Here is a 24,421-nt window from a genome sequence, read left to right on the forward strand (position 1 = left end):
AGGAGTGTCCGGGGAGGGGCGAGCAGGGGAGCGCGCGCGCGGCTACGGAGCCGCGACGTCGCGCGCGTGGAACGGCACGGGGCCGATGTCGACGGCCCAGAGCAGGCCGCCGTCCTTCAGGCGATCGACGCTCGCGCCGATCTCGATCTCCACCCCGGGCGCGACGGCGTGCACCGTCTTGCCCTCAACGCGGTGGAGAGTGGGGAACTCGTCGAGCCACGTGAGCACGGCCTCGGGCACGTGCAGCAGGTGGCGCTGCACCTCGTCCATGTTCGCGGAGCGGAACACGTACGAGAGCAGCAGGTCGGTGACGCTGTCGCGCCCCGTGTGCTCACGTCGCGCGGCGGCGCTGCCGTCCCACGTGAGGAAGAGCGCCGGGTACTGCACGGCGACGAACTCCGCGGCCGACTTCCACCAGTCGTAGACGGTGACGCGGTCGAGCAGCTCGACGCCGCGCAGCGCCGCGACGCGCGCGATGCACCCCGGGAGGTCCGCCGTCGCGCTCTCGCGCACCTCGGCGATCACAGAGGCGATCATGCGGCGCCTCCAGCAGCCTGCGCCGCCTGCAGGGGCACGCGCGTCGCGCCGATGCGTCGCGTGGTGCGGCGCCCCTGCCCGAGACGGGCATCACGGCCGAGCAGGTGCTGTTGAATGGGCTGCAGCACGTCGGTGATGATGAACCGCTCGGGGAAATCGAAGAAGCGACGCCGCGTGTTCGCGGCCGCCGCGTAGGGGATCATGGTGCCGTACACGAGCGTCGACGCCGACACCGAGGCGATGGACCCTGCCGCGTTCTCCTCGACGAGCGACTCGCGCAGCGCATGCGTCCAGTGGAGCACACGCCGCGTCGGCCGCTCGCCGTTCGGCTCCTGGGCGTAGTGCCCGGTGCGGTTGCGCCGCGCGGTGATCGTGCGCGGCCGCAGCGCCGACCAGCGGCCCCCGTCCGTCTCGCCGCCCTCGGTGTTGAACACGCGCCGCTGCCGCCGCCGCAGGTTCTCGGCGACGACGCGCAGCGCGGGGCGCAGGTCGTCCGCGTTCTCGCGCAGCGTGAGCGCGAACTCGCGGATCCCGTCGATTCCGTCGGCCCGCAGGGTGAGGCGCAGCAGCTCGGGCATCAGTAGGTGTCCGTGCGCCCGAGGGCGTCGTCACCGAGCACCGGATCACGCCGGTGCTCCGCTGCCGTCCGGCCGACGCGGCGCGTCTCCGTGGTGGGCGCCTTGAAGAGATCAGGCAGGAGCTCGATCTCCTTCAGCACGTCGCGGTAGACGTCCTCGTACGGCTTCGTGAGCTTCTCGACGTCGACGGCCGACATGCCGATCGACACGCGGCGCAGCGCCCAAGCGACGACCTTCGCGACGATGGCGCGCTTCACCAGCGCGGCCGCGTCGTCGTTCGCCGTGGGCTCGACGCCGATCGCGCGCACCACGCGCACGCGCAGCCCCGTGGTCACCGCCGCGATCTCCGCGGTGACGGCGCTCTTCGAGGGCGTAGCGTCGCCCGCCGCCGGATCCGCAGGGAATCCGGAGGGGAGGAGCGCGACGAGCTCGCGGGCGACGTCCGCTTCGTTGGCGTAGACGGTAGGCACGGGACTACGGGTGCGGGTGAGTGCGGCGCGTGACGCCCGGTTACGCGGGCTGCGCCAGCTCGGCGATGCCCTGCGAGATCACGCGGTCGGCGATGTCGGGATCGACCTCGAGGACCTGGCCGGGCTTCACGTCCTCGCCGGCGTGGCGCCACGGGGCCTTCGGCTTGTCGAGCATGCGCACGGGGATGCGCACGGGAGCCGCGGCGGTCGTTTCCGCGGCGATCGCGTCGGCGCCGTCGGTCGGGTTCTTCTTGGCCATCAGAGGGCTCGAGGTCAGCTGGTGGGCGTCGAGCTCTCGCCCGACGGATCAGCGGGCGGCGTCTGCGCGTCGCTCGCAGGGGTCGTCGGCGCCGGATTCGGCGCGGCCTGGCGGCCGCCGCGCGCGCCCGTGGCGGGCTTCGCCGGCGCCGTGCTGCCGGTGCTGCCGGTGCTGCCGGTGCTGCCGGTGCTGCCGGTGCTGCCGGTGCTGCCGGTGCTGCCGGTGCTGCCGGTGCTGCCGGTGCTGCCGGTGCTGCCGGTGCTGCCGCCACCCGTCGACGTCGTCGGGACCTTCGCCTTCACGGCCTCGGCCTCCTTGTCGCGGATGAGGATCTCGCCGGCCGCGTCGGCGATGTCGAACTCGTCGCCCTTGCGGGCGGTGCGGCAGATGTCGGTGAGCGCGCGCAGGCGCATGGTCGTCTCGTCGGTCTGGAGGGGCGCGAGGGCCCGCGCCGAGTACTCCGGCGCGGGCGCTCAGCGAGGGAAGCGCGTCAGCGCGGCGTCAGACGCCGGCGAGCACGTTGGTGAGCTTCCGGGCCGCGGCCGCCACGAGGACCTTCTCGTCGCGGTACGTGCGCGCGTCGATGAAGAGCGTGCGCTTGCGCGGCTCGTAGTGCTCGGTGACCACCTGGCCCTGCGCGTTCGCCGCGGCGCCCTTGAAGGCGCGGCGCCAGGCGTACGTGTACATGAAGGCCAGCTCGCGCCGCATCGGGCGCTCCGGGCGGTAGAACATCAGGATGTCGTCCGTCCAGATGCCGCCGACCGTCCCGCTCTGCGGGCCCGCGACCATGTTGCCCGACACGTAGTGCGCGTCGGCGACGTGGATGTTCTGGATGCCGAAGATCGCACGCAGCACGTTCACGTCGACCAGCGCGGGGTTGTTCACCGTCGCGCCGCCCTTGAAGTAGTCCTTCAGGGCCGCGTTCTCCTTCAGGTGCTCGACCACCAGCCACGGGATGACCATGTGGTTGAGCTGCACGCCGGCGTTGTACGCGATCACCTTCTGCTCGCGCACGTCGGCGACCGGGTCGCCGCCCGAGTCCCACTTCGTCGCCGGGCTCGCGCCCGTCGCGCCGGCGAGGGCCTTGGTCTTCACGCGCACCTCGCGGTTGCGCTGCAGGCGCATCGTCGCGAGCTCCGTGGCGCGCACCTTCACCTCGTAGGGCGCGTCCTCGGCGTTGTCCGCGTCGACCTCGTCGTCGTGCACCGTGGTGCCGCGCGCGCGCTCGACCGTCGCGAACGTCAGGTCGGAGAAGTCGCCCTTCAGCGTGGGCGGCTCCTCGCCCTGCCCGATGCGGTCGTCGCCGTCGGCGTCGACCATCAGGTTGGACTTGTCGGCCTCCATGATCAGGCCGGCCTGCTTGTCGACCAGGAGGACGGGGGCGATGACGTCAGCGACGAAACCGCTGCCGCCCTTGTACTCGACGCTGGCGTTCGTCAGCCGCGTGTTGATGCGAAGCTTGTTGGTAGCGGGCATGGCCGCAGAACCTCTTCAGGAGGGAAGAACGGAGGGGAGGGAGAGGCGGGGGATCCGGCGGTTACGCGACGACCGACTGGCCGTCCATGCGCACCGCGGCGATCAGCTCGTTCGCGGCCGCAGCCGCGCCCAGCGCCTTCGCCTGGATCTTCTTCGTCGACGTGGCGGTCACGAACCGACCGGCGTTGTCGATGGTGAGCGGCGCGCCAACGGCGAACGCCGCACCCGAGCGGACGTAGACCAGCTGCCCGTGCCCGACGTGCAGGCTCGCGACCTGGCCCGTGGTCGCCTCGGTGCCCTTGGCGACGATGCCGAGCACCTCGGCGTCGGCCGCGCCGACGGTGCAGAGGCCCTCAGCGCTGCCCGCGACGGCGGCCATGCCCTCGCTGAGCGTGGTGGCGGACTCGTTCTCGTAGCCCAGCACCGGCGGCATCTGGGAAACAGAGATCAGCTTGCGGTTCGGCATGGGCTCAGCCCTCGTTCGTGGTGGGGACCTTGGTGCCGGCCTGCGCGAGCTCCTGCTCGGCGAGGATCAGCGCGTCGCCGTACGTGATGCCCGGGTTGTCCTTGCGGACCTGGGCGATCTTCTCGTCGAGCAGCTTCTGGCTGTCGGTCTGGATCGGCTGGCCGCCGTTCGGCGCCGCCGCGGGCTGCTGCAGCGGGACGCGCTTCGGCATCGCCTGCAGGAGCGTCTTCGCGCCGTCAGCGACCGCGGCGACGTCGCTCAGGAGCTGCGTGCGCCAGTGCGGCTTCTCGGCGGGCGTGAGGTAGCCGCCGGCGACGCGCTCGTTCAGCAGCGTGTCGACCTCGGTCTCGCGCTTCGCCTGGTTCAGCGCGGTGTTCTGCTCGCTGAGCGTCTTCACCGCGGTGGCGATCGCGCTGCCGTCGGCGGTGTCGGCCAGCTGGAGGGCGTTGCGCACCTCCGTGAGCGTGGTGGCGTTGGCCTGGGCGGTCTGCTGCTCGCTGAGCAGCTGCGCCACCGCGGCCTCGACCTCTGCGTCGGTCGCCGACTCGGCGAGCTTCAGCGTCTGCTTGAGGTTCATGGGGATCTCCGAGGCCGGGGCCTCGCGGGGGTACTCAGCGAACAGGACAGGTGCGGTCCCCGAGGCCGCGTCGCCGAGTTGGAGCGGGGCCATCCCCTCGATGAAGGGGCGGTTCGTCAGCGCGAAGCCGCGGAGCACCTTGCCCACGCGCTTCCCGCTGGTCTTGTCCACGTAGGCCGTCTCGAAGTCGGCCGACGTGAAGCGGTACTCGCCGCCGCGGATCTTCTCGGCAGCCTTCGGCGTGGGCTCGTAGAGCGCCCACAGCTCGGCGCCGTCGGCGCGCAGCTCGAGCGCCTTCACCTCGCCCGCGGCGATCGCGTTGCCGTCGCCCCGGGGCATCGCGATCCCGTGGTCGTAGTCGGCGTAGACGAAGCCGCGCACGCGCGCGTCGAAGTTCTTCTTCAGCTCCGCCAGGTCGGCCGCGGTGATCGCCATCGCGCCGTGCTTCGGGTGCTGCCAGGTGCCGGCGCGCAGGATCTGCTGCCAGCCGGACGACGCGTCGGCGGCGAGCGTGATCGCGTGCGCGAACGCGAAGCGGGTGGGCGTCTTCATCGAACCGCGAGCACGGCGACGGCGGCCGAGCGCCCGCGCTTCACGATGCGCCACGACGCATGGCGGCCTCCCTGGGGGCTGCCGTAGCCGCGGAAGCCGCGGATGGCGCTCAGGTAGGTCGCATCGGTCGCGATCGTCTCGACGAGCGCCCGCGGCGCCGGCGTGCGCTCGGGGGCACGACGCGCGCCGATCGGCTGATCGCCGACGTAGAGCGTGCCGACGCCGAGCGGCGCCGCGCCGCGCGCCTGGCTGGTCGTCGGAGCGTCGGTCACGCCGGTGACGCCGATGGTGCCGAGCGCGAGACTCGCGAACGCGGCGATGCGGGAGAGCATGCGCATGGTCAGGTCCTCGTGTGACGCCGCGCTCAGGCGGCGCGCCGCGGCGCGTCGGCCGCGAGCAGGTACATCCACACGCCCCGGCAGCGCATGCCGCCGGCGCAGTTGGGATCGGGGAGTTCCGGCGCCATCGGGTCGCCGAACGCGTAGTCGTCGCCGTCGTGACGGGCGCAGTGCTCGCACGTGTGCGCGTCGAGCGCCTCCGACCGCACCTGGCGCTCGATCGCGCGCCCGAAGGCCTGCGCGGCCTGCTGGCGACCCTGCCCGAACGCGACGTTCACCACCTCGCTCACGCGCGCCTCGACAGCCGCGGCGGCCCGCTCGGCGAGCGTGTCTGCGACGCGCTGCGCGACCGCCGTCGCGTCCACCGCAGCGGCGCCGGCGGCAGCCGCCTGGGGCGCGGCCGCGGTGACCGCCTGCAGCGCGGCCGCCTGCGCCGCGGTGGCGCGCTGGGCGGCCTCGCGCGACGCGTACAGGCCGACGAGGGCGCGCAGCATGGCCGCGAGGCCGCCCCAGAGGCTGTCGTCCGCCAGGAGGCGACGCAGCGCGCTCCGCAGGCGATCGGTGAAGAGCCGCGGCGTGGGCTGCGTGGTGTCGAGGCCCTGCCGCTCGAGCTCCGCGAGCACCGCCTCGAACCCCACCTGCTGCGCGCGCTCGGCCGCGCGCGCGAGCGCCGCCTGCAGGCGCGTGAGGTTTGACTTCGGGACGTCGATCGACTGCACGCGCGCCGTCAGCGCGTCGCCGCCGGCGGCGGCCAGCGTGCGCACCTGGTCGACGAGCACGCGGTCGATCGCGCGCAGCTCGTCGAGGACGTCGGCGCCGGCGCGCACCGCCTCGCGATCGAGCTGCTCGCCGAGGCCGCGCGGCTTCAGGATCTGCTCCTCGAGCGCGACGACGCGCGCGCCGCGCGGGCGACCGCGGTAGTCGAGCGCGCGGTCCTCGGCCGGGTCGGCGAGCGTCGTCGGCTTCGACTCCGGATCGCCCTTCGGCGGCGCGCCCTTCTGCCCGGGCGCGGGCACCTGGCGCGCCTTCGCGGCCGCCAGGTCGGCCGCCTCCGCCTTCCGCGCCTCGAGGCGCTGCTTCAGCTCCTCGAGCGGGATTTCGGGGAGCTCCAGCTCATCGCGCAGCGCGGCGATGTCCTCGGGCTCCAGGTGCAGGCCCGCGGCGACGGCTGCGGTGATCGCCTCCAGCAGCTCCAGGACGCCCGTCAGCGTGACGCTGACCGTCAGCTCGGGGATCGGCGTCGACTCGCCGAAGTTCCACCGCACGAACGGCTGCACGATGCCGCGGCGGATCACCTTCGCGAGGTACTCGGCGTAGCCCTGCAGGCCGGCGCGCAGCAGCGTCGCGAACGTGTTGCCGAGGGCGCGGTTGCCGCCGTTGCCCGACGTCCCGAGCTCGGTGACCTGCGAGAGCGTCGTCTTCGCGATCTCCGCGGCGAGGGCCGCCAGCTCCTCGGTCGGGCCGGTCCCGGTGTTCTGGCCACCGATCAGCTGCAGCTTCGTCCCGTGCGGGACCGCGAGGTAGGTGCGCGCGCCGGCGCGGAAGTCGGCGAGCGCCTCGTCGACGGCATCCTTATCGTCGTCGCCGGCGCCCTGCGGGTACTCAGCGACGGGCGTCCCGGCGCCGAAGCGGTCGTGGTGCCAGAGCCGCGTCTTCCGGATCGTGTCCCGCTCCAGCCAGGCGCGGTAGCACGGGCGGATGAGCGAGACGCCCGAGTAGTCGGCGCCCTCGCGTGCGTGCACCGCGAGCATGAGGCGCTCGGCCGGCACGTCGATGTCGCGCACGCTCTCGTCGAGCGCCTGCGTGTACTGCACCAGGTGCTCGAGCTCTCCCGTGCCCGCCTTCAGGCGGAACGTGCGCACGCTCTCCTGGCGGATGATCGTGAGCGCGCTGCAGTGGATCCGCTGGTCGTCGCCGAGCGCCCACACGGGCTCCGCGGCCGCGAAGCCGTACTGCAGGTAGGTGAGCAGGTGCGTGAGGACCTGCTCGAACAGGCTGGGATCGTGAGCCGCGCCGCGGTCGGCGCTGAACAGCTCCTCGCGGCAGGCCTGCGCGACGTCGTCATTGCCGGCGACGTCCCACCGGGCGCCGAGGATGGGCTTCTCGAGCGCCATCAGCGCAGTGTGCACCGCGCCGTCGCCGCGGCGCATCTTCGTGTACGTCCGCATGCGCGACGGCAGGTCCTGCAGCGCGCTGACGTACTCGTCCCCGACCACCTCGCGGTTGATCGTGGTCGTGCCGGTGGCGGCGATCGGGGCGAGGCTCTTCCGAGTGGCCACGGCGGGCAGGCAGGAACGCGAAAAAGCGGCCCGGCCCCGGTGGTGCTGGGGCTGGGCCGCTGGAGGGCGGCGAGAAGTTGTGGTGCTACGCTACACGGGACGCAGGAGCGAGGTCAAGCGTCACGCCCGATCTTCGATGGCCTTCCGAATCGCGTTGAACTCGTCGTGGCCCTCGTCGAGGATCTCCATGGCAAAGTGCCGAGCGAGTCCCTGGACGTACTCGTGCAGCCGTGTCGCCCACCTGCCGCCCTGCTCCAAGCCGATCGCGAGGCGCATTGCGTAGCCGTACGCCGTCGCAAAGTTAGTCGCCGTCAGCTGGATGTCTGGGGTGTCGATGACGCGCACCCCGAGCGCGTTGAACAGGGCCTTCACCGGTGCGCGCAGATTCTGCGGCGGGGTTCCACTTCCGCGATGCAGCTCGGTCTCGAGGTCGCGAGCGAGTTGTGCCGCGAGGACCGCCCGGTCACCCGGCGTGAACCTGAGAAACGGATCGTCTGGCGATGGCATGGAGATCTCCCAGTAGGCCGAACGTACGCAGCGGCGTCGCCGCGGTCGTGCGAACCTACTCCACGGCCGTGATCGCGCCAGCGCGACCCGGCCGCGGACGTAGGAGTGGGCCGGGCGTTACCGATCGAGCGCGAATTCGGTATCGCACCTGCTGCAGATCGCGCGGCCGCCGCTCAGCATCAACGGCTGGCCTGCACCACAGTGCGGGCACCGCGGCGCCGGGGCCGGGCAGCACGGGTTCGAGCATGCGGTCACCGGCGCAGCGCCCATCGTGCGGATGACCGTCGCATGCTCTCCGCACTTCGGACACGTCGTGAACCTGGGCATCTGGTAGTTCCTCAGAGGAGGGTGGCCCGAACGCAAAACCGGCCCGGACGCCATGGAGCTGGCGTACAGGCCGGGGGGACAGGCGTCGGGTTGTCTGCGCGGGGACCATCGTCTCCGCAGGCCTGCCGTCTCCAGCAGGCTCCTTCACGTTGTGAGAGGGACCGCGCCATCGCAAGCGCCCCCCGCCGCGACCGTGCCCCTACTCCATAGCCGCGATCGCGCCAGCCGCGCTCGAGCCGGCCCGGGGCCGCTGGCGGCGTTCCTCGCGCTGCGGCGGCTGGCACATCTCAAGGATGGCCATCGTCGCGGTGTCCGCCTGGTCGTCGCGCGCCGAATTCGGCACCGCGGAGAGCTCGCCGAGGAAGTCGGTCACCCACGTGCGCTTCACGTCCTTCGACTGCAGCCAGCTGTCCTCCTGCTCCGCGATCTCCTGCAGCACGGCCGTCCAGCGCTCCGCCAGCAGGTCGTCGGGCAGGTAGACGTTCCCGGCGCGCACGTACGGCGACGCCGAACGCCAGCGCGCCTCCTTCGACACCTCCACGGGCACGGCGATGATGCCTGGGATCTGCTTCGTGAGCGTCGCGATCGCGGCGGGCCCGTTCGCCTTGTCCTCGATCAGCTTCGCGCCCGCGCGCTGCCCGGGCGCCACGCAGTACTGCGACGCCCAGCGGAGCCCCTCGATCAGCTCGGGGAAGCCGAGGCGCGCACGCACCTGGCCGACCAGGTACACGTCGGCATGCACGCGGCCCCAGAGCTGGATCACCGCGAACGATCCCGCCTTGGTCTCCTTCACGTTCGCGTCGCACGCCAGCACGACCTGGTGGAACTTGGGCGGCATGACGTCGTAGCGCTTCCACCAGCCCTTCTTGAAGATCCCGCCGTCGGCCGCGGTCGGCCGCTGCTGGTACTGGCCCGCGTAGTCGTCGAGCAGCTCGAGCTGCGTCTGCGCGATCACCTCGGGCGGGAACATCGTCGGGAAGAGGCACTCGCCGGGCTCCTCGCGCGGATCCTCCCAGCCGATCGACGTCGCCGCCTTCCGCTCCGGCTCGAACTCCAGGGGCAGGCACAGGTGCTGGTAGCCGCCGCGCTCGACGAGGTGACCGGTGAGGTCCTCCTCGTGCAGCCGCTGCATGATCACGACGCGCGTGCCCGTGCGCTTGTCGTTCACGCGAGAGCTCATCGACCGGTCCCACCAGGTGCGCGCCTCGGTGCGCGCGACCTCGGACGAGGCGTCCGCCGCGTTCAGCGGGTCGTCGACGACGATGCCGTGCCCACGGAAGCCCGTCGCGCGGCCGCCGACGGAGACGCACAGCCGGAACCCCATCGCGGTGTTCTGGAAGTACGACTTCACGTTCTGGTCGCCGGCGAAGCGCCACGTCGGCTTGAACGTCTGCTGGTACCACTCCGACTCGATCAGCTGGCGGCACTTCACCGAGTCACGCAGCGCCAGGTCGATCGCGTACGAGCAGAAGATCCCGCGCCACCCGGGCAGGAAGGTCCAGATCCACGCCGGCCAGAAGACGGCGCCGAGCAGGGACTTCATGAACCCGGGCGGGATGTTGATGATCAGGTCCCGGACGGCGGGCCCGCGCCACCAGTCGTCGACGTCGTTCTCGACCTCCCCGGCCTCGATCTGCGCGAGGCGCACGAGCGCGTAGCTGCGCGTCGCCGCCTCGAGGTGCGCGCACACCGCCTCGACGTGCCAGTTGTGGATGTACGGCGTGTCGGGCTCGAGGACGTCCCACGCCTGCCGCACGAAGTCGACGAGCGACATCGGCGGCGCGCCGAGCGGGCGCCGCGCGGCGGCGAGGTCGGACTCCGCCGCTGCCTCGCAGAAGAGCGCCGCCAGCGCGCCACCGCGCGCGACGTCGTCGGCCGAGAGCTGCGCGCCCGCGGCGTCGACGTCGTCGGGCCACAGGGAGAGCGTGGCCACGGCTACCGCCAGATCGCGTTCAGGCGCGCCATGAAGTCGGCGAAGAGGCCCGGGTAGGCCTCGGGCGGGAGCAGCTCGCGCGCGGCGTCGATGGTCTTGCGCACGCGACCCTTCACCTCGTCGACGGTGATCTCCTTCTGCGTGCCGAGGCCGTACTTCAGCAGCTTGTCGCCGGCGATCGCGACGACGGCCGGCTTCTTCTTCCGCAGCTGCGCGTCCTCGACGATGTCGATGAGCACCGGGATCGCGCGCTCCGCGCCCTCGAGCGCGAGCGCGCGCACCTCGGACTTCGGCCGACCGGTGCCGCCGCGGTTGCCCTCGACGCCGCCCGAGAGGAGCGCGCCGCCGTGCGGCTGCTCGACCTTCGTCACCGCCTTCCGCGCGTGCGGACGACGCGCGGCCGCCGGCGCCGGCGTCCCCTCGGGCCCGCCCGCCTCCGCGGCCGCCACCGCTGTTTTCGCCGCTGTTTTCCGGCCGCGGGCGGAGGGCTCCGCCGGCGCCGGCGCGCCCTTCCTGGCCACTGGCGAGCTACCCGCGGACGGTCGTCGCGCGCAGCTGGCGCAGCTCGTCCTCGCGGCGCTGGTACTCGCGCTGGAGAAGCGGGGGCATCGTGGCCATCCCACCGCCGAACATGCCGCGGAGCAGCTCCTGTGCGTCCTGCAGGGCCGAGATGATGCGCGCGACGTCGCGCGCGACCGACGGGTCGTCGTGCGGCACCGGCGCCGGGTGCGGGGCCGGGGCAAGCGAGGCGAAGATCACGCGACGAACCTCCAAGGCGTGAGACGGAGCCGGGCGAGCGCGCGGGCGCGCAGCTGCGATGCGCGCGCCTCGCTCACCCCCAGTTCGAGGCCGATCTCCTTCAGCGTCCAGTCGTCGCGGAAGTACCGGCGGACGATGTGCGCGAGCTCCGAGGGCAGCTGATCGACTGCGGCCCAGAGGCGCGCCGCCTGGTCCACGTCGACCACCAGCGCGAGGGCGTCCGCCGCGCGACACGGGAAGCGGTGCGCGTTCTCGTCGTCGATCGGCGACGGCGCCACGTAGTCGGGGCGGCGCGAGCCGGGGACGATGGCCGCGAGCTGTCGGCGGCCATCGAGCATCGCCCCGCGGATCCGCGGGGCCGCGAACGTCGAGAAGCGCAGGCCACGCGAGGCGTCGAACGCTGCGGCCGCGGCGACGAGGCCGAGGTACCCGTCGCCGAGCAGCTCCGCGCGCGGGCGCCGGATGCGCGCCGCCAGCCGCCCTGCCTCGCGGTACAGCAGGCCAAGATGGTCGGCGGGGTCGATCGAGGAGGGAGCGTCGAGCGCCATCGGAGGGGGCAGAACGCAGAAACCCCCGGCACCGCAGGCCGCCCTGGTGAGGGCGGTCGCGATGCCGGGGGAAGTCGGCGAGAAGATGTGGGCGCCGGCGGCAGGGCCGGCTCGTCGAAGATAGGACGATCGAACGGAGCCGAGCAATACGAGCGGCGGTAGATTGCCGCCGATTCCTACCCCAATCCCGAGGAGGCGATGGCAGACGAGCGAATCGACAAGATCATCGACGCCTGGCGTCAGGCGTCCGAGAAGTTCGACTACTTCCTAACCGGCGGCACTGGCGCCCTCGCCGCGTACGTCGGCCAGCGCATCGAGCCTGTGCGATTGGGGTGGAACCCGACGACGTTCGAGGTCGCTGCCCTCGCGTTGCTCGGCGCTTCGCTCTACTGCGGGATCAAGCGCATCGAGACGATGGTCGAGATCTACCGTGTCCAGGCCCTCACCCTGCGCGCTGAGACGTCGTCCCAGAACTTCATCCGGGCGGCTCACACCCCTGGGGGAGAGTTCATTGACAGCACCACAGGGCGCCCGACCACGCGCGACCGAGTACACGCAGTCGGTGTCGAGCAAGGCGAGGTGGCCAAGGTCGGTCACCAGACGGCTGACTCGAAGGGGAAGCTCGCGGTCCGGTGGTACCAAGCACGGAATGCCACCTTGTTCCTCGGACTCGCGGTGCTTGTCGCAGCTCGCATCCTCCCGGCATACTCGAAGTAGGCGGTCAGGCCGAGCGGTCGATCGTCATACGGGGCCACATCGGCGCGCCGAGGTACCGGAGCGTCTCCTGCACGTCGCGGTGTTCCTTGATCGCGCGCACGTCCGCCCAGTCGACTTCCGCCACGTAGACGGCGCTGCTGCGCGTGTCGACGATGACCCACACGAGCAGGCCGCAGGGCGCGCGGCCGGCGACGTCGCGGTGCTGGCAGCGCACGGGCTGCTCGCCGACGATGAGCGCCCCGTCGCGGATGTGATGACCGCGCGGGCAGCACAGCTCCCGCTCGATCGGGCCTGCGAGCCAGCCGGCGGTGCGCTGGTCGCCGTGGACGTACCGCGTGCGCGGTGCCGCGCGCCGCTCCACGCCGCCCGGCGACTCGATCGGGTGCGGCGCGTACGAACCGTCAGAGGGGGGCGTGAAGGGCGTCACCGGAGGCGGGGTGCAGGATCGACGGATGATCAGACGGGAAGAGGCGTGATCGAGAGCTCGACGCGGGGCCGCGCGTGATCGGAGACGACACGTGTCCCGTCGCCGGTACGAAACCACCAGTCGTCGGCGATCACCTGCGCGTCCTGCAGCGCGTCGGCGAGCGCCTGTTCGAGGCCGAAGCGGTCGGCCTGGTCGCCCGCGCTGTCCGTGTAGAACACCGCGGCGAGGTTGTAGGGTCGATCGGGGAGGGGCAGCGCGAGCTGCTCCCGGAACGAGGCGAGGTGCGCGACGACGGCGTTGCGGTACGCGATGTACGCCTTCGACTGCTTCACGCCGAGCGTCGTGCTGTTCTTCTTCGTGCGCGGCGCGAAGGGGAGCACGAGCTCGAGGCGATCGCCGACACGGCGCGCGATCGGCGGATCCCCGATCACCGCGGTCCCGGTGAACGCGGGCGCACCCGCCGGCGCCGGATTCGGCACGGGCGCGCGCGCGGCCGCCTGCCGCTCGAGCTCCGCGCGGACCTTCTTCTGGAATTCGACGGGCAACTCCGACAGCCGCATCGTCAGCGCCCCCACTCGAACGCGCCGGCGAGCATGACGCCCGCCAGCGACGCGAAGGTCGCGGAGTAGATCAGGAGCCCGACGCGCTCCTCGGCGTGTTCGGGTTCGCTGCTGCCGCGCCAGCAGGCCCACGCGGCGACACCGAACGCGATCGCGAACAGCAGGTACAGGAGACGCATGACCATCAGCCCCCCGGCGCTCCGGCGAGCATATATTCGAGGTGCGGGTGGGGGGTGACGAGTGACGGTTCGGCCGTAGAGCTCGGGGGTCGGTTCGCCGATGCATCGGGCAGCCCGGAGCCCCACCCGCAATCCGCGCCGCGCGCGTGGCGAGTGATCGTCCCTCGCCCTCCGGCGCTGGCCCTTGCCGACGGAGCGGTTCCGCCTGCATAGTGATCGCATCGCCCCATGGCTCGTCGCGGGGCAGTCGCCGGTTTCCCTCGTTTCCTGCGGCTGCACAACGGCGGGTCCACGGGGCGACCTACGTTCGGGCTGGGCGCCCCCAGGCTGGCACACCCCCTGCCGCTGCTCCACGGCGGACTGGCCAGCGGCCACCGTCGGACCTCTCCCGGCGGTGCGTCGGCCGGCGCGCCCTCCCAACCCGACTGATGCTCGCTCCGGAGACCTCCGGTCCCGCTGTGGATCGCTACGTGCGCGCGATGCGCCCGTGCACCACGGCCGCCGGCTTTCAGCACGACTGTGCCCGTGCCGCGGTCGTGCGACTCGCCGAGGAGCTCGAGCGTGCGGGTGAGCGGCCGGCGACGATCGTGCGACTCGCGGTGGAACTGCTCCCGCTCGGGGAAGGCGATGCGGGGACCGTCTTCGGGGTGACCCTCCGCGACTGGGTGCGGACGACGGTCCGCGGCGCGCTTCGCGGTCCGGTGTTCGATCGGCGCGTGCGCCCTCGGGTCGAGGAGCGCTGAGCGCGCGCACTCCGCGCTGCGCTCCATTCCCTTACCGCGCAGAGGAACCCGCTCGATGTACGACCCGCCGGAGTCGCTAGAGGCCCTGATGGCCGACATCGCCCAGCGGGTGCGCCCGACCGTCCCGACCATGCCGCAGGACCAGTTCGACGTCATGGTGCAACGCATGGCGGAGGTCGAGATGCGGTACGCCGAGGCGGCGAGAGCCGAGGCGCGTGCCGCGGCCGCGGCCGCGCTCAGGCTCCTGAATCCACGCGACTGAGACGTCCAGCGGCGACGCCCGCCCATCGCGCACCATCCGGAGTCCGCGCAATGGCGCGTGACGGTACCGGCACGTTGGACTGCAGTCGGAGCTGCATCTCGTGTATGGACCAGCATCGTTTCGCCACCGCGATCGGCGCCCTTCGGGAGCGCACCAGCCGGCTCCTGCCCAGCCAACTCGAGGAGTTCGCCAACGCCGTAGAGGACTTCTGCGACGTCGCGCGGGCCACTGGTCAGTCGCACGCGCTCGTGCGCGCCATCATCGAACTGCAGTTTGCCCGGGACCCCAAGTACGCGGCTGCGCGGGACCGCTCGCTCGCGGCCGTCGACGAGTGTCTCGCGGACCTGCAGTCGCTCAGCTGAGGGCGCCCATCCTGCGAGCGCCACGGCGAGCGCGCGTGCCGAATCCGGCCGAGCTGCACTGATCACGCGCCCACTCCCGCGAGCTCGCCCAGCTCCGCGCGCCGACGCTCGACGAGCTGCACGCGACACGCGGCGCGGGCATGCGCCAGCAGCGCCTTCGGCAGCGCGCTGTTCGAGGGGCACTGCAGGTCGACCTGCACGGCGATCGCCTCGGACTCCTCGGCATGCTCGGCGAGCCACGCGTCGGCCGCGCGCTGGCGCGCCGCGAACTCCTGCTCGTCGGCCGCGCGCCGCGCCCGGTCGTCCGCCGCGGCTGCCTCGGGCGCGGTGCGCCCCTGCGCGTCGCGCGGCGCCACGGCCTCGCCGTCGCGGCACTTGAGCAGCACCACGACGATCGAGCGGTCGGGATTCCGCGTCGGCTCGGCGAGCGTCAGCGCGATCGCGCGCGCGAGAATGGCCGGCGTCGCGCGCACGACCTCCCGCTTCCGCAGCGCGGTCCCCTCGGGCGCCAGCACGCCGTGCAGTTGCTGCACGACGTCCCGCCAGCGCTCCGGCGGTGCAACGCGGTAGCGCTGCTCTCGCAGTCGAGCCACGAGCGCAGCGAGCGGCGCGGCGCGGAGCGGCGAGTCGGCGGGCGCGTCGCCGGCGTCGAGCGCGTCGCGCGCGCCGTCCGGCTGCTCATCCGCGTCGGCAGCGGTCGTCGGCGCCGCGTCGCGCGCGTGCGTCGGAGCTCCGCTGCCGCTTCGGATACCCGCTACGGCTTCCCGCTTCCCGCTTCCGCTTCCCGCTTTATGATCGGGTTCCGTACCGATAGGCCCCGGATACCCTATCGATACGGTATCGCGCGCGCCGGTCTCGACCTGCCACTCGCGGTAGCGGGTCCAGAACGCGCGCACGATCGCCTTCTCGCCAAGCGGGCGGAGGAGGCGCTCGCGCACGAAGGTGCGGTGCTTCGGGTTCTCGGCCGACAGCGACGGGTGATAGCGCAGCGCGTTGACGACCCAGACGATGTTCCGCTCGCGGCGGATCCACCCCAGGCCCTCGACGTCGTCGGGCTTCGGTGCCTCGAGCACGCGGCACGCGGCCTCGTACTCGGCCGGCGTGCAGTTCGCCCGCTGACAGACCTGCAGCACGACGGGCACGCCGATCCCGGCCGCGCCGAGCGACATCCGCAGCGCGATGAGCACCCGGAACGCGAGGTGGTCGAGCGCCTGGACGTCGGGGTCGTCGAGGAACGCGACGTAGAAGGCGTGGTACTCGCCCCGATCCCGTCGGTCGCCTGTCATCCACGACCTCCGCGCACGGAGCGACGCGGCGAGGTGCCGGGGTGCCGCGTCTCCCAGCGCTCGGCCGGGCAGTGGCGACAGCGTACCATCTTGCGGCCGGACGTCGCGTCGAACGTGACCACGCGCCACGTGTGGAACCGCCGACCGTCGGCCAGGCAGCCCGACGCCGCGGCGTGCGCGTGCACGTCGCGCCCCTTCGCGTGGCCCTTCACGCGGCGCTTCACCAGGCCCTCCGGGTACGTGCGGCGGCATGGCGGAGCTGCTGCAGCGTCGCGCGGCCCGCGTGCGTGACCCGGTAGTCGATCGCGTCGGGCGAGAGCACCTTGGGCTCCACGACCTTCTGCGCGACGAGCTGCTGGAGCGCGGCCGCGGTGACCACGCCCTTCCGAACGCCGGCGTCAGTCAGCAGCGTCAGCTCGGGCCGGCTCGGATACTGGCGGCGCGACTCGACGCGGCCACCACCGGCGAGGACGGCGAGCACCTTCGACGAGACGCGCCCGAGGCCCTCGGTGCGGAAGCGGGTCGGCATCAGCGCCCCCGCGGCGAGAGGCGGACCCGGCCGTGACGGCCGGCGGCGATTGCGCGTCGGTCCTCGGTCCCCGGTCGATCGACTACCGCCAGCAGCAGGTGCGCGGCGGGTCCGAACCGGGGCGCATTCGGGGCGGCATTCCGGTCGCGCGCACCGCCGTAGCATGGCGGTTCATGGCGGATCGGAGCGTGGCCCCTACCCTCGTATTCCCCCTCATGACGGGGGCATGGCGGGACGGTCGGCGGGCTCTGAAAATCCCCGTGTCGGGGGTTCGATTCCCTCCCTGGCCACTCCAGTTCGTTGCAGGACAACGACTTGCGCAAACGACTACGCCCGGCCTCTAGGCCGGGCGTTTCGCGTGGTAGAGGGTTCGGTAGAGGGGATCCGCGCGAACCGTCTGCTCCGTCCGCGGTTCAACCTCGCGGAGGTCGTGTGGCACGAGGGGAACCACGAGAACTACCAGTCGTGCGACGAGGTCCCACGAAGCCGCATGCCGAACGCCTCGCGCGCCGGGCGCAGCACCATGAGCGCGGTAAGGAAGCAGAAGCAGAGCGCGGAGGCGACGACGGAGGCCGTCTCCTGCCGGCGGATCTGCGTGAAGCGCTGGAGGATGGCAGTCATCTCGGGCCCCTCTCCCTCAGGGCGACCAGCGCGGCCATGCGGCGACGCATCGCGGCGTCCGGCATGGGCCCGCGCGAGGCCGGTGCGGCGTTCCCGAGGGGCCGCGAACCAGTCAGTCCGCGCGCAGCGTGACCGTGGGGTCGACGCGCGCCGCGCGCCGCGACGGGAGCCAGCTCGCGACGAGCGCCACCGCCGCGAGCAGCGCCACGACCCCGACGAACGTGACGGGGTCGCTCGCACTCACCTCGTAGAGCAGGGCGCGCAGCAGGCGCGTGGCGAGCAGCGCCAGCGGGATCCCGACCGCGAGTCCGGCGAGCACCGGCGCCATCCCGCGCCGCAGCATGAGCCCCACCACGCGGGCCGGCGGGGCGCCGAGCGCCACGCGCACGCCGATCTCGCGCTCGCGCTGCCGCACTACGTAGGCGACGATCCCGTAGAGTCCCACCGCGGCCAGCGTCAGGGCGAGCGCGCCGAACACGCTCACCAGCGTGGTGAAGAAGCGCGGCGTTGCGGCGCCGGCGGCGACCCTGTCCTGCATCGGGACGATCTGGAGGATCGGCCGCCTCGGCAGCACCTCGCGGATCGCGGCGCGCACCGCCCCCGCGAGCAACGCCGGGTCGCCGTCGGTGCGTACGACGAGCGAGACGTGCACTAGCGGCAGCTGCCGGTCCGGCACGTACGCCGTGTAGCCGGCGATCGAGTCGAGCCGCGTGCTGCGCACGTCGCCCGCGACGCCGATCACGCGCACGGCGCGGGGGCCGAGAAGGAACGACTCGCCGACCGGGTTGCGCCCGGGCCAGAACCGGTCCGCCATCCGCTTGCTGATGATCGCCGACCGCCCCGCCGTCGAGTCGCCCGCCACGGCGTCGATGTCCTCCCCGGCGAGGAGCGGGATGCCCAACGCCTTTAGGTAGCCCGTGCTCACCGGCAGCAGCTGGACGAGCGGCTCCTCCCCGGGGGCCGGGGCGGGCTGCCCCGGCACGGTGAAGGGGCGCGCCTGCCCCTGCCCGTCGGTGAACGGCGCGAACGTCGTCGCCCCCGCCGCGGTCACCCCCGGGATCTGGCGCACCCGCTCGATCACGCGCCGGCGCTCCGCCGGGAAGGGCCACGGCGGCGGGCCGTCCGCCTCCAGGTGGAAGCGCGCGAGCAGCGCCCCCTCCGGGCGGAAGCCGGGGTCCACGCTCGTGAGCCGTTGGAAGCTGCGGAGCATGAGCCCCGCGCTCGCCACCAGCACGACCGCGAGCGCGACCTCGGCCCCGACGAGCACCGCGCGGGCCCGGTGCGACGCGGCCCCGCCGGAGCTCCCGCGGGCGCCATCGCGCAGCACGCTCGCCAGCCGCGTGGACGACGCGCGCAGCGCCGGCCAGAGCCCGGAGACGAGTCCGGTGAGGAGCGTGACGCCGACCGCGAACCCGAGCACCCCGAGGTCGAGCCGCACGTCGGCGGCGCGGGGGAGGAAGTGGCCGCTCAGCGCGACGAGCGCGCGCACGCCCCACCACGCGAGCGCCACGCCGAGCGCGCCGCCCGCGAGCGCGAGCAGCAGGCTCTCGGTGAGCAGGAGCCGCACGACGCGCGCGCGCCCCGCCCCGATCGCGGCGCGGACCGCCATCTCGCGCCCGCGGCCGGTGGCGCGCACGAGGAGCAGGTTCGCCACGTTCGCGCAGACGACCAGGAGCACGAGCCCCACCGCGCCGAGCAGCACGAGCAGCCCGCGGCGCACCTTACCGACGATCGAGTCGCGCACGTCCTCGACGACCGCCGACGTCCACCCGGCGTTGGTCTGCGGGTACGTGGTCGCGAGCCGCCGCAGCAGCGCCTCGACCTCCTCGCGTCCCTGCGCCGGTGTGACCCCCGGGCGCAGCCGCCCCACCGGGCTCAGCCAGCGCCGCTCGCGCCCGCGCCACCCGGCGTCGTCCGGGTCCATGACGCTGCTCGGGACCCACACCGCGATGCCCGGATCCGGGAAGGCGAAGTCCGGCCCCATCACGCCGACGACGGTGTACGGCTTTCCGTCCAGCTGGACCACGCGCCCGACGACCTGCGGGTCCGCGCCGAGTTGCGCGCGCCAGAACGCGTCGCTCACCACGATGACGCGGTTCGCGCCGTCGACGTGCTCCTCGGCGCGCAGCGTCCGCCCGAGGCGCGCGGGCGTGCCGAGCGCGGGGAAGAAGCCGCGCGAGACGTACGACGTCCTCGCGTACGCCGGCTCCGCGCCCCCCTCGCCGTACACGTGCCCCATGGGGATCACGCCGAACGCGCCGACCGCCTCGAAGCCGCGCAGCTCGCGCTCCCAGTCCTCGAGCTCCTTGGCACTGACGACGCGACCCTCGATCGCGACCTTCGGGTTGCCGGGCCAGAGCCGCACGACGCGTTCGGCGTCGGGGAAGGGGAGCGGGCGCAGGAGCACCCCGCGGACGACGGAGAACATCGCCGTCGTCGCGCCGATCCCCAGGGCGAGGGTGAGGAGGACGACCACGGAGAACCCGCGCGCGCGCCGGATGCCGCGGGCGGCGTACACGACGTCGTGCCAGACCGTGGAGAGCAGCTCGTGGCGGCGCATCGCGGTGTCGCGGTGGGAGGAGATGTCGTGGCAGCGCGCGCGCACCGCCTCGAGGTCGCCGAAGCGGCGCAGCGCCTCGGCGCGCGCCTCGTCGGGCGCGCGGCCGGCCGCGACGAGCTCCGCGGCGGCCATGTCGACGTGGAAGGCCAGCTCCTCGTCGACCGCCGCGCCGACGTCGCGGTCGGCGCCCGGGAGGCGGAAGAGGCGCCGCACGCCCGGGAAGCGGCGCAGGCCCCGGGCGCTCATGAGGGGCCTCCGTCGGCGACGGCCAGCACGCGGCTCACGGCGGCGGCGTAGCGCGCCCAGCTCGTGCTCTTGGCGCCCAGCTGCGCGCGCCCCTCGCGGGTGAGCTGGTAGTACTTGGCGCGCCGGTTGTTCTCGGAGAGCCCCCACTCGCTCTCGATCCAGCCGCGCCGCTCCAGCCGGTGGAGGGCGGGGTAGAGCGCCCCCTCCTCGACCCGGAGGACGTCCTCGGAGACCTGGTGGATCCACCGGGCGACGGCGTAGCCGTGGCGCGGGCCCCAGGAGAGGGTCTTGAGGATGAGGACGTCCAGCGTCCCCTGCAGCAGGTCGAGGTCTTCGGCGGCGGCGATCGTCATGTGTTCCCCATGAGACCTTATGGGAACGATAGTGACGCGGTCGCCCTAAGACGTCAAGGGGAGAGTGCGGGACCGCCCCGCCTCGGTTTGAGCCTCCGCCGAGCGCTCCAGCGCCGACGCTAGCACGGCCGCGTTGCGCTTCAACCCGCGGAGCTTCGCGCGCTTCATCGGCGAGCCCTTGAACGCCGCGCGGTAGGCGTCCACGTCCATGCCGAGGATCTCGCGAGCGAGCGTGCGCGCGTCCTTGCCCGCGAGCGCCTCACGCGGCGCGAAGGGTGAGCCGGCCGGCAACAGGGTGGCGTACTTGACGTTCCAGGGGCAAGTGGTCTGGGAGACGTCGCACCCGTTCATCGTCGCTCTCGGAATGCCGCCACGCTGACGTCGCGGATCGAAGTAGAGGGACCAGTAGAGGGAGTCGGGCCCACCGAGCGCCTTCGCGCGCACCGAGTTCACCCTCGCGTGCACCGCGCGCACCCAGTGCCGCCGAGTGGTCGTACGGCCTGAAAATCCCCGTGTCGGGGGTTCGATTCCCTCCCTGGCCACTGCAAGCAGGACAACGACTTACGGACTTTCAGAACGCCCGGCCTCGTGCCGGGCGTTCTGCGTGGTAGAGGGTCCGGCGGAAATTCATCGTGCGAATCGTCGCCCCTCGGTGCGCAGTTCCTTCGTTCGATGGCGCTCCGTGCGAGCCATGCGTCCGCATTGGTGGCCCGACTGCTTCGAGGCCCGTTGGAACGAGGGGAACTACCAGTCGTACGTCGAGAACCTGAAGCGCCGGAAGGGCGCGGACGCGGACCAGCCGCACCGACTCGTGTACAAGAAGCTCGTGCGCGCGTAGTCGCGCGCTCGTTCGTCGAAGCATGACAGCGGCCCGGTCGCCCTCTCGGGGGTAACCGGGCCGCTCCGTCGCTACGGCGTCGGAACCTTCACTCGTCGCGCAACGCCACGAGCGGGGGCACTCGCGCGGCCCGCATCGCGGGCACCAGCCCCGCCAGGAGCGCCGCGAGCCCGAGCAGCGCGGCGGCGGCGGCGAGCACCAGCGGGTCCGACGGACGAGTGCGGAAGAGCTGGGCTTCGAGGAGCCGGCCGGCCCCGAGCGCGACCGGGATGCCGACCAGCGCGCCGGCCACGAGCACGCGTGCCACGTCGGCCAGCACCATTCCCACGACGCGCCCGCGGCCGGCGCCGAGCGCCTGGCGCACGCCGATCTCCGTGGTGCGTCGCGCCACCGCGTAGGCCGTGACGCCGTACAGGCCGAGCATCGAGAGGGCGACCACGACCGCGCCGAACGCCGACGCGAACGCCGCGAGCACCCGCTCCCGGCGGATCGACGACCGGACCTGATCGGAGAGGGTGCGCATCGCGACCGCTGCGCCCGGCGCCACCCGCGCGACCGCAGCGCGCACGGCGGGACCCACCGACGCCGGGTCGGCGGCCGTCCGCAGCTCCGCCCGCATGGTGGCGGCGGGCGCGCCCTGCGACATGGCGACGTACACCGTGGGGCGGGGGGGCTCGCGGAGCGAGAGGTACACGGCGTTCGGCGCCACGCCGACGATAGTGAGGGGCGCCGACCGGGTCCCACCCTCGTTCCGACGGATGCGCCGGCCGACGACGTTCGGCGTGCGGAAGTACTTGCGCGCGAACGCCTCGTTGACGATCGCCGCGCCGGGGGCCGTCGCCGCGTCGCGCGCGTCAAACTCGCGCCCGGACCGGAGCCGCATCCCCATCGTGGCGAAGTAGCCGCGGTCGACGCGGTTGAACCAGACCTGCGCGTCGTCCCTGGTCCGGGGGGTGTAGCCCTCCACCTCGACCGCCTCGCTCCACGACGCGCCGCCGACGGGCGTGAGCTCGGACTGGCTGGCGTGCGTCACGCCGGGGATCGCGCGCATCGCCTCGAGCAACGCGCCGCGCGCAGCCACGAGCCCGGCCCCGCGCAGGCCGCTGCGCGACAGGTCTGTGGTCACGAGCAGCACGCCGTCGGCGCGGAAGCCGGTGTCGACCCGCACGAGCGCCGCGAACGACTGCACGAGCGCGCCGGCGCCGACCAGCAGCACCAGCGACAGCGCGACCTGCGCCGCGACGAGCGCCTGGCCGCCGGAGAAGCGCCCGTGCCCCCGGGCGACCGCGCGGCCGCCCACCTGCATGGCCGCCTGCGGCGCGACGCGCGTGGCGCGGAGGGCGGGAAGCACGCCGAACAGCGCCACGTTCAGCGCGGCGACCGCCGTGGTGAAGGCGAGGACGCGCGGGTGCAGCGAGAGGTCTAGCTCGATCGGGCTGCCCGCCGTCGCGATCACCGCGAGCAGCGCCGCGGCGCCCAACCGCGCGAGCAGGAGCCCGCCGGCCGCCCCGAGCGCCGCTAGCAGCGCGCTCTCCACCAGCAGCTGGCGCACCAGGCGCGGGCGCCCGGCGCCGATCGCCAGGCGCACGGCGAGCTCGCGCCGCCGCCCGGTGGCGCGCGCGAGCAGCAGGTTGGCGACGTTCATGCACGCGGCGAGCATCACCACCGCCACGAAGCCGAGGAGCGTCAGCAGCGCGCGGCTGTACTGCGCGCGGAGCGGCGAGATCCCCTGCGGCGCGGGGGCCATCGCGAGCTCCCGCGTCGCGTAATCGCGCTGCTGGGATGGCGTCCAGTCCGGCGGGGTGGTGGCGGCGTAGGCCGCGGTCGCCGCGGCCCGGAGCCTGGCGGCGACCTGCCGCGGGTCGGCGCCGCCCGGCCGACGGCCGATGACGGTGAGCCACCAGCTGTGGCGCGAGTCGAGCAGCGACCGCTCCCCCGGCAGCGCGGCCTCGGCGCAGAGCGGCAGGGTGATCGGCGGGGCGCGCCCCACCTCCGGGCCCGAGAAGCCCTCGTGCGACACGCCGACGATCTGGAACGGCCGCCCATTGACGGACAGCGTGTGACCCACGACCGCGGGGTCGCGCGCGTACTCGCGGTCCCAGAACGCGTGGCTCAGCACCGCGATGGCCGGGCAGCCGCGGACGTCGTCCTGCCGCGTGAACAGTCGCCCCGCGGCTGGCGTCACTCCGAACACGCGGAAGTAGTCGCCGCCGGCGAGCGCCGCGTCGACGTACCGCGGCTCGCCGGCCCGCGCGACGTTGACGCGCAGGGCGCTGAACGCGGCGACCGCGTCGAAGCCGTTGGGCGCGTCGCGGAGCGCCTCCCACAGCGGGTTCGTGAACACCCCGTCCAGCGGCCCGTCGCCGGGGAGCTCCTCGCGCAGCCCGCCCGCGCCCGGGGTGGCGGGGCCCAGGAGGTACAGCTCCTCGGGGTGCGGGACCGGCAGCGCGCGCAGGGCCAGCGCATCGACGAGCGTGTACACCGCCGTCGTGGCGCCGATGCCGAGCGCGATGGAGCCGACCGCGATCAGGGCGACCAGCGGCGCCTGCCGCAGCGCGCGCAGGGCGTAGCGCAGGTCGGCGGCCGCCGAGCCGAGGAAGACCGCGACGCCGCCGGGCGGGAGCGGGTTGCCGAAGCGCCGGCGCGCCTCGACGGCCGCCCCATGTGCCGAGAGCCCCGAGGCGCGCAGCTCGTCGGCGCGCTCGGCGAGGTGGAACGCGCGCTCGCGTTCGAAGTCGGCGGTGCGGAAGCGGCGGAGCAGCCGGCGGTGCCAGGGCATGGGCGGACCTCAGGTGTAGCGGAGCGCGCGGCCGACGCCCTTGGTGAGCCGCGCCCAGCTCTCGCGCTCGACCCCCAGCTGCCTCCGGCCCTCCGCCGTCAGCGAGTAGAAGCGCGCTTGGCGGTTCTTCTCGGTGGTGCCCCACGCTGACCGGAGCCACCCCTCGTCCTCCATGCGGTGGAGGGCGGGGTAGAGCGAACCCTCCTCGACGCGCAGGAGGTCCGCCGACACCCGCTGGATGTGCGAGGTGATGGCGTAGCCGTGCAGTGGCCCCGCGGCCTCGAGGGCCCGCAGGACGAGGAGGGTGAGCGTGCCCTGGAGGACGTCGTTCTTGGGTTTCGGCACCTTTACCT

Annotated in this window: 32 protein-coding genes and 1 tRNA gene; 6 read left to right on the forward strand and 27 right to left on the reverse strand. The window is 73.2% G+C overall.

Features of this window, described 5'->3' with window-relative positions:
* Positions 1 to 42: 42 nt before the first annotated feature.
* The 15 genes from rosag_RS07795 to rosag_RS07865 all read right to left on the reverse strand — a co-directional run bounded on the left by rosag_RS07795 (position 43) and on the right by rosag_RS07865 (position 11,606).
* A complete protein-coding gene (locus tag rosag_RS07795) occupies positions 43 to 537 on the reverse strand; it encodes a hypothetical protein (protein WP_284349506.1) in 495 nt (164 codons plus the stop codon).
* Entirely contained in the window at positions 534 to 1,115 is a 582-nt protein-coding gene (locus tag rosag_RS07800; protein ID WP_284349507.1) for a hypothetical protein, read from the reverse strand. Before rosag_RS07800 ends, rosag_RS07795 begins: the two co-directional genes overlap by 4 nt.
* Positions 1,115 to 1,585 (reverse strand): hypothetical protein, encoded by a 471-nt coding sequence (locus rosag_RS07805; RefSeq protein WP_284349508.1) that lies wholly within the window; start codon positions 1,583 to 1,585, stop codon positions 1,115 to 1,117. The genes rosag_RS07800 and rosag_RS07805 overlap by 1 nt, the downstream gene beginning before the upstream one ends.
* A 40-nt stretch (positions 1,586 to 1,625) precedes the next feature.
* Positions 1,626 to 1,844: a DUF7210 family protein gene (locus rosag_RS07810; RefSeq protein WP_284349509.1), complete on the reverse strand. Its 219-nt coding sequence runs from the start codon at positions 1,842 to 1,844 to the stop codon at positions 1,626 to 1,628.
* 14 nt (positions 1,845 to 1,858) lie between these two features.
* On the reverse strand, positions 1,859 to 2,257 hold the full coding sequence (locus rosag_RS07815) for a hypothetical protein (RefSeq protein ID WP_284349510.1): 399 nt from the start codon (positions 2,255 to 2,257) through the stop codon (positions 1,859 to 1,861).
* A gap of 88 nt (positions 2,258 to 2,345) precedes the next feature.
* Entirely contained in the window at positions 2,346 to 3,320 is a 975-nt protein-coding gene (locus rosag_RS07820) for a hypothetical protein (protein WP_284349511.1), read from the reverse strand.
* Positions 3,321 to 3,381: 61 nt separating this feature from the next.
* Complete coding sequence (locus rosag_RS07825; RefSeq protein WP_284349512.1) at positions 3,382 to 3,786, reverse strand: capsid cement protein; 405 nt, start codon at positions 3,784 to 3,786, stop codon at positions 3,382 to 3,384.
* Between the two features lie 4 nt (positions 3,787 to 3,790).
* Positions 3,791 to 4,915: a phage protease gene (locus rosag_RS07830; RefSeq protein ID WP_284349513.1), complete on the reverse strand. Its 1,125-nt coding sequence runs from the start codon at positions 4,913 to 4,915 to the stop codon at positions 3,791 to 3,793.
* A complete protein-coding gene (locus tag rosag_RS07835; protein WP_284349514.1) occupies positions 4,912 to 5,253 on the reverse strand; it encodes a hypothetical protein in 342 nt (113 codons plus the stop codon). Before rosag_RS07835 ends, rosag_RS07830 begins: the two co-directional genes overlap by 4 nt.
* A gap of 26 nt (positions 5,254 to 5,279) precedes the next feature.
* Positions 5,280 to 7,532: a phage portal protein family protein gene (locus rosag_RS07840; RefSeq protein ID WP_284349515.1), complete on the reverse strand. Its 2,253-nt coding sequence runs from the start codon at positions 7,530 to 7,532 to the stop codon at positions 5,280 to 5,282.
* A gap of 120 nt (positions 7,533 to 7,652) precedes the next feature.
* Positions 7,653 to 8,039, reverse strand: a complete 387-nt coding sequence (locus rosag_RS07845) for a hypothetical protein (protein ID WP_284349516.1) — start codon at positions 8,037 to 8,039, stop codon at positions 7,653 to 7,655.
* A gap of 526 nt (positions 8,040 to 8,565) precedes the next feature.
* Complete coding sequence (locus rosag_RS07850; protein ID WP_284349517.1) at positions 8,566 to 10,299, reverse strand: hypothetical protein; 1,734 nt, start codon at positions 10,297 to 10,299, stop codon at positions 8,566 to 8,568.
* Between the two features lie 2 nt (positions 10,300 to 10,301).
* Positions 10,302 to 10,748, reverse strand: a complete 447-nt coding sequence (locus tag rosag_RS07855; RefSeq protein ID WP_284349518.1) for a hypothetical protein — start codon at positions 10,746 to 10,748, stop codon at positions 10,302 to 10,304.
* 79 nt (positions 10,749 to 10,827) lie between these two features.
* The gene (locus tag rosag_RS07860; RefSeq protein ID WP_284349519.1) at positions 10,828 to 11,058 is read right to left on the reverse strand and encodes a hypothetical protein; all 231 of its coding nucleotides are present in this window, start codon (positions 11,056 to 11,058) and stop codon (positions 10,828 to 10,830) included.
* Positions 11,055 to 11,606 (reverse strand): sigma-70 family RNA polymerase sigma factor, encoded by a 552-nt coding sequence (locus rosag_RS07865; RefSeq protein WP_284349520.1) that lies wholly within the window; start codon positions 11,604 to 11,606, stop codon positions 11,055 to 11,057. Before rosag_RS07865 ends, rosag_RS07860 begins: the two co-directional genes overlap by 4 nt.
* A gap of 198 nt (positions 11,607 to 11,804) precedes the next feature.
* Here rosag_RS07865 and rosag_RS07870 point away from each other — a divergent pair, with 198 nt between their 5' ends.
* On the forward strand, positions 11,805 to 12,323 hold the full coding sequence (locus tag rosag_RS07870) for a hypothetical protein (protein ID WP_284349521.1): 519 nt from the start codon (positions 11,805 to 11,807) through the stop codon (positions 12,321 to 12,323).
* A 4-nt stretch (positions 12,324 to 12,327) separates the two neighbouring features.
* Here the strand turns inward: rosag_RS07870 and rosag_RS07875 are convergent, their stop codons facing one another.
* Genes rosag_RS07875 through rosag_RS07885 form a run of 3 tightly spaced genes read right to left on the reverse strand, consistent with a single transcriptional unit; the run spans position 12,328 to position 13,489 of the window.
* Positions 12,328 to 12,750 carry a hypothetical protein gene (locus rosag_RS07875; protein WP_284349522.1) on the reverse strand — a complete coding sequence of 141 codons (423 nt, stop codon included), beginning with the start codon at positions 12,748 to 12,750 and terminating at the stop codon, positions 12,328 to 12,330.
* Between the two features lie 29 nt (positions 12,751 to 12,779).
* A complete protein-coding gene (locus rosag_RS07880; protein ID WP_284349523.1) occupies positions 12,780 to 13,295 on the reverse strand; it encodes a RusA family crossover junction endodeoxyribonuclease in 516 nt (171 codons plus the stop codon).
* Positions 13,296 to 13,312: 17 nt separating this feature from the next.
* Complete coding sequence (locus rosag_RS07885; protein WP_284349524.1) at positions 13,313 to 13,489, reverse strand: hypothetical protein; 177 nt, start codon at positions 13,487 to 13,489, stop codon at positions 13,313 to 13,315.
* Between the two features lie 470 nt (positions 13,490 to 13,959).
* On the opposite strand from rosag_RS07885, the gene rosag_RS07890 reads away from it, so the two are divergent.
* The 3 genes from rosag_RS07890 to rosag_RS07900 all read left to right on the forward strand — a co-directional run bounded on the left by rosag_RS07890 (position 13,960) and on the right by rosag_RS07900 (position 14,856).
* The gene (locus rosag_RS07890; protein WP_284349525.1) at positions 13,960 to 14,232 is read left to right on the forward strand and encodes a hypothetical protein; all 273 of its coding nucleotides are present in this window, start codon (positions 13,960 to 13,962) and stop codon (positions 14,230 to 14,232) included.
* 88 nt (positions 14,233 to 14,320) lie between these two features.
* A complete protein-coding gene (locus rosag_RS07895) occupies positions 14,321 to 14,494 on the forward strand; it encodes a hypothetical protein (protein WP_284349526.1) in 174 nt (57 codons plus the stop codon).
* A gap of 104 nt (positions 14,495 to 14,598) precedes the next feature.
* Positions 14,599 to 14,856, forward strand: coding sequence for a hypothetical protein (locus tag rosag_RS07900; RefSeq protein ID WP_284349527.1), 258 nt, complete (start codon positions 14,599 to 14,601; stop codon positions 14,854 to 14,856).
* Between the two features lie 62 nt (positions 14,857 to 14,918).
* Here rosag_RS07900 and rosag_RS07905 read toward each other — a convergent pair whose 3' ends face one another.
* From rosag_RS07905 to rosag_RS07915, 3 genes are read right to left on the reverse strand one after another with little or no spacing between them, the layout of a single operon-like run.
* Positions 14,919 to 16,142, reverse strand: a complete 1,224-nt coding sequence (locus tag rosag_RS07905) for a hypothetical protein (protein ID WP_284349528.1) — start codon at positions 16,140 to 16,142, stop codon at positions 14,919 to 14,921.
* A complete protein-coding gene (locus tag rosag_RS07910; RefSeq protein WP_284349529.1) occupies positions 16,139 to 16,366 on the reverse strand; it encodes a hypothetical protein in 228 nt (75 codons plus the stop codon). Before rosag_RS07910 ends, rosag_RS07905 begins: the two co-directional genes overlap by 4 nt.
* Positions 16,363 to 16,671, reverse strand: a complete 309-nt coding sequence (locus rosag_RS07915; RefSeq protein WP_284349530.1) for a YjhX family toxin — start codon at positions 16,669 to 16,671, stop codon at positions 16,363 to 16,365. Before rosag_RS07915 ends, rosag_RS07910 begins: the two co-directional genes overlap by 4 nt.
* 228 nt (positions 16,672 to 16,899) lie before the next feature.
* Between rosag_RS07915 and rosag_RS07920 the strand changes: the two genes are divergently transcribed.
* A tRNA-Ser gene (locus tag rosag_RS07920) sits at positions 16,900 to 16,961 on the forward strand.
* Positions 16,962 to 17,127: 166 nt separating this feature from the next.
* On the opposite strand, the gene rosag_RS07925 is transcribed toward rosag_RS07920, so the two are convergent.
* The 4 genes from rosag_RS07925 to rosag_RS07940 all read right to left on the reverse strand — a co-directional run bounded on the left by rosag_RS07925 (position 17,128) and on the right by rosag_RS07940 (position 20,904).
* Positions 17,128 to 17,292, reverse strand: a complete 165-nt coding sequence (locus rosag_RS07925; RefSeq protein WP_284349531.1) for a hypothetical protein — start codon at positions 17,290 to 17,292, stop codon at positions 17,128 to 17,130.
* A gap of 112 nt (positions 17,293 to 17,404) precedes the next feature.
* Entirely contained in the window at positions 17,405 to 20,098 is a 2,694-nt protein-coding gene (locus rosag_RS07930) for an ABC transporter permease (RefSeq protein WP_284349532.1), read from the reverse strand.
* Positions 20,095 to 20,451, reverse strand: coding sequence for a PadR family transcriptional regulator (locus rosag_RS07935; RefSeq protein WP_284349533.1), 357 nt, complete (start codon positions 20,449 to 20,451; stop codon positions 20,095 to 20,097). Before rosag_RS07935 ends, rosag_RS07930 begins: the two co-directional genes overlap by 4 nt.
* 45 nt (positions 20,452 to 20,496) lie before the next feature.
* Entirely contained in the window at positions 20,497 to 20,904 is a 408-nt protein-coding gene (locus rosag_RS07940) for an epoxyqueuosine reductase family protein (RefSeq protein ID WP_284349534.1), read from the reverse strand.
* Positions 20,905 to 21,142: 238 nt separating this feature from the next.
* Between rosag_RS07940 and rosag_RS07945 the strand changes: the two genes are divergently transcribed.
* Positions 21,143 to 21,289, forward strand: coding sequence for a hypothetical protein (locus rosag_RS07945; RefSeq protein WP_284349535.1), 147 nt, complete (start codon positions 21,143 to 21,145; stop codon positions 21,287 to 21,289).
* A gap of 88 nt (positions 21,290 to 21,377) precedes the next feature.
* Here rosag_RS07945 and rosag_RS07950 read toward each other — a convergent pair whose 3' ends face one another.
* Entirely contained in the window at positions 21,378 to 24,068 is a 2,691-nt protein-coding gene (locus rosag_RS07950) for an ABC transporter permease (RefSeq protein WP_284349536.1), read from the reverse strand.
* A gap of 9 nt (positions 24,069 to 24,077) precedes the next feature.
* Positions 24,078 to 24,413, reverse strand: a complete 336-nt coding sequence (locus rosag_RS07955; protein ID WP_284349537.1) for a PadR family transcriptional regulator — start codon at positions 24,411 to 24,413, stop codon at positions 24,078 to 24,080.
* Positions 24,414 to 24,421: the final 8 nt, after the last annotated feature.

The organism is Roseisolibacter agri (assembly GCF_030159095.1).
GTDB classification, from domain to species: domain Bacteria; phylum Gemmatimonadota; class Gemmatimonadetes; order Gemmatimonadales; family Gemmatimonadaceae; genus Roseisolibacter; species Roseisolibacter agri.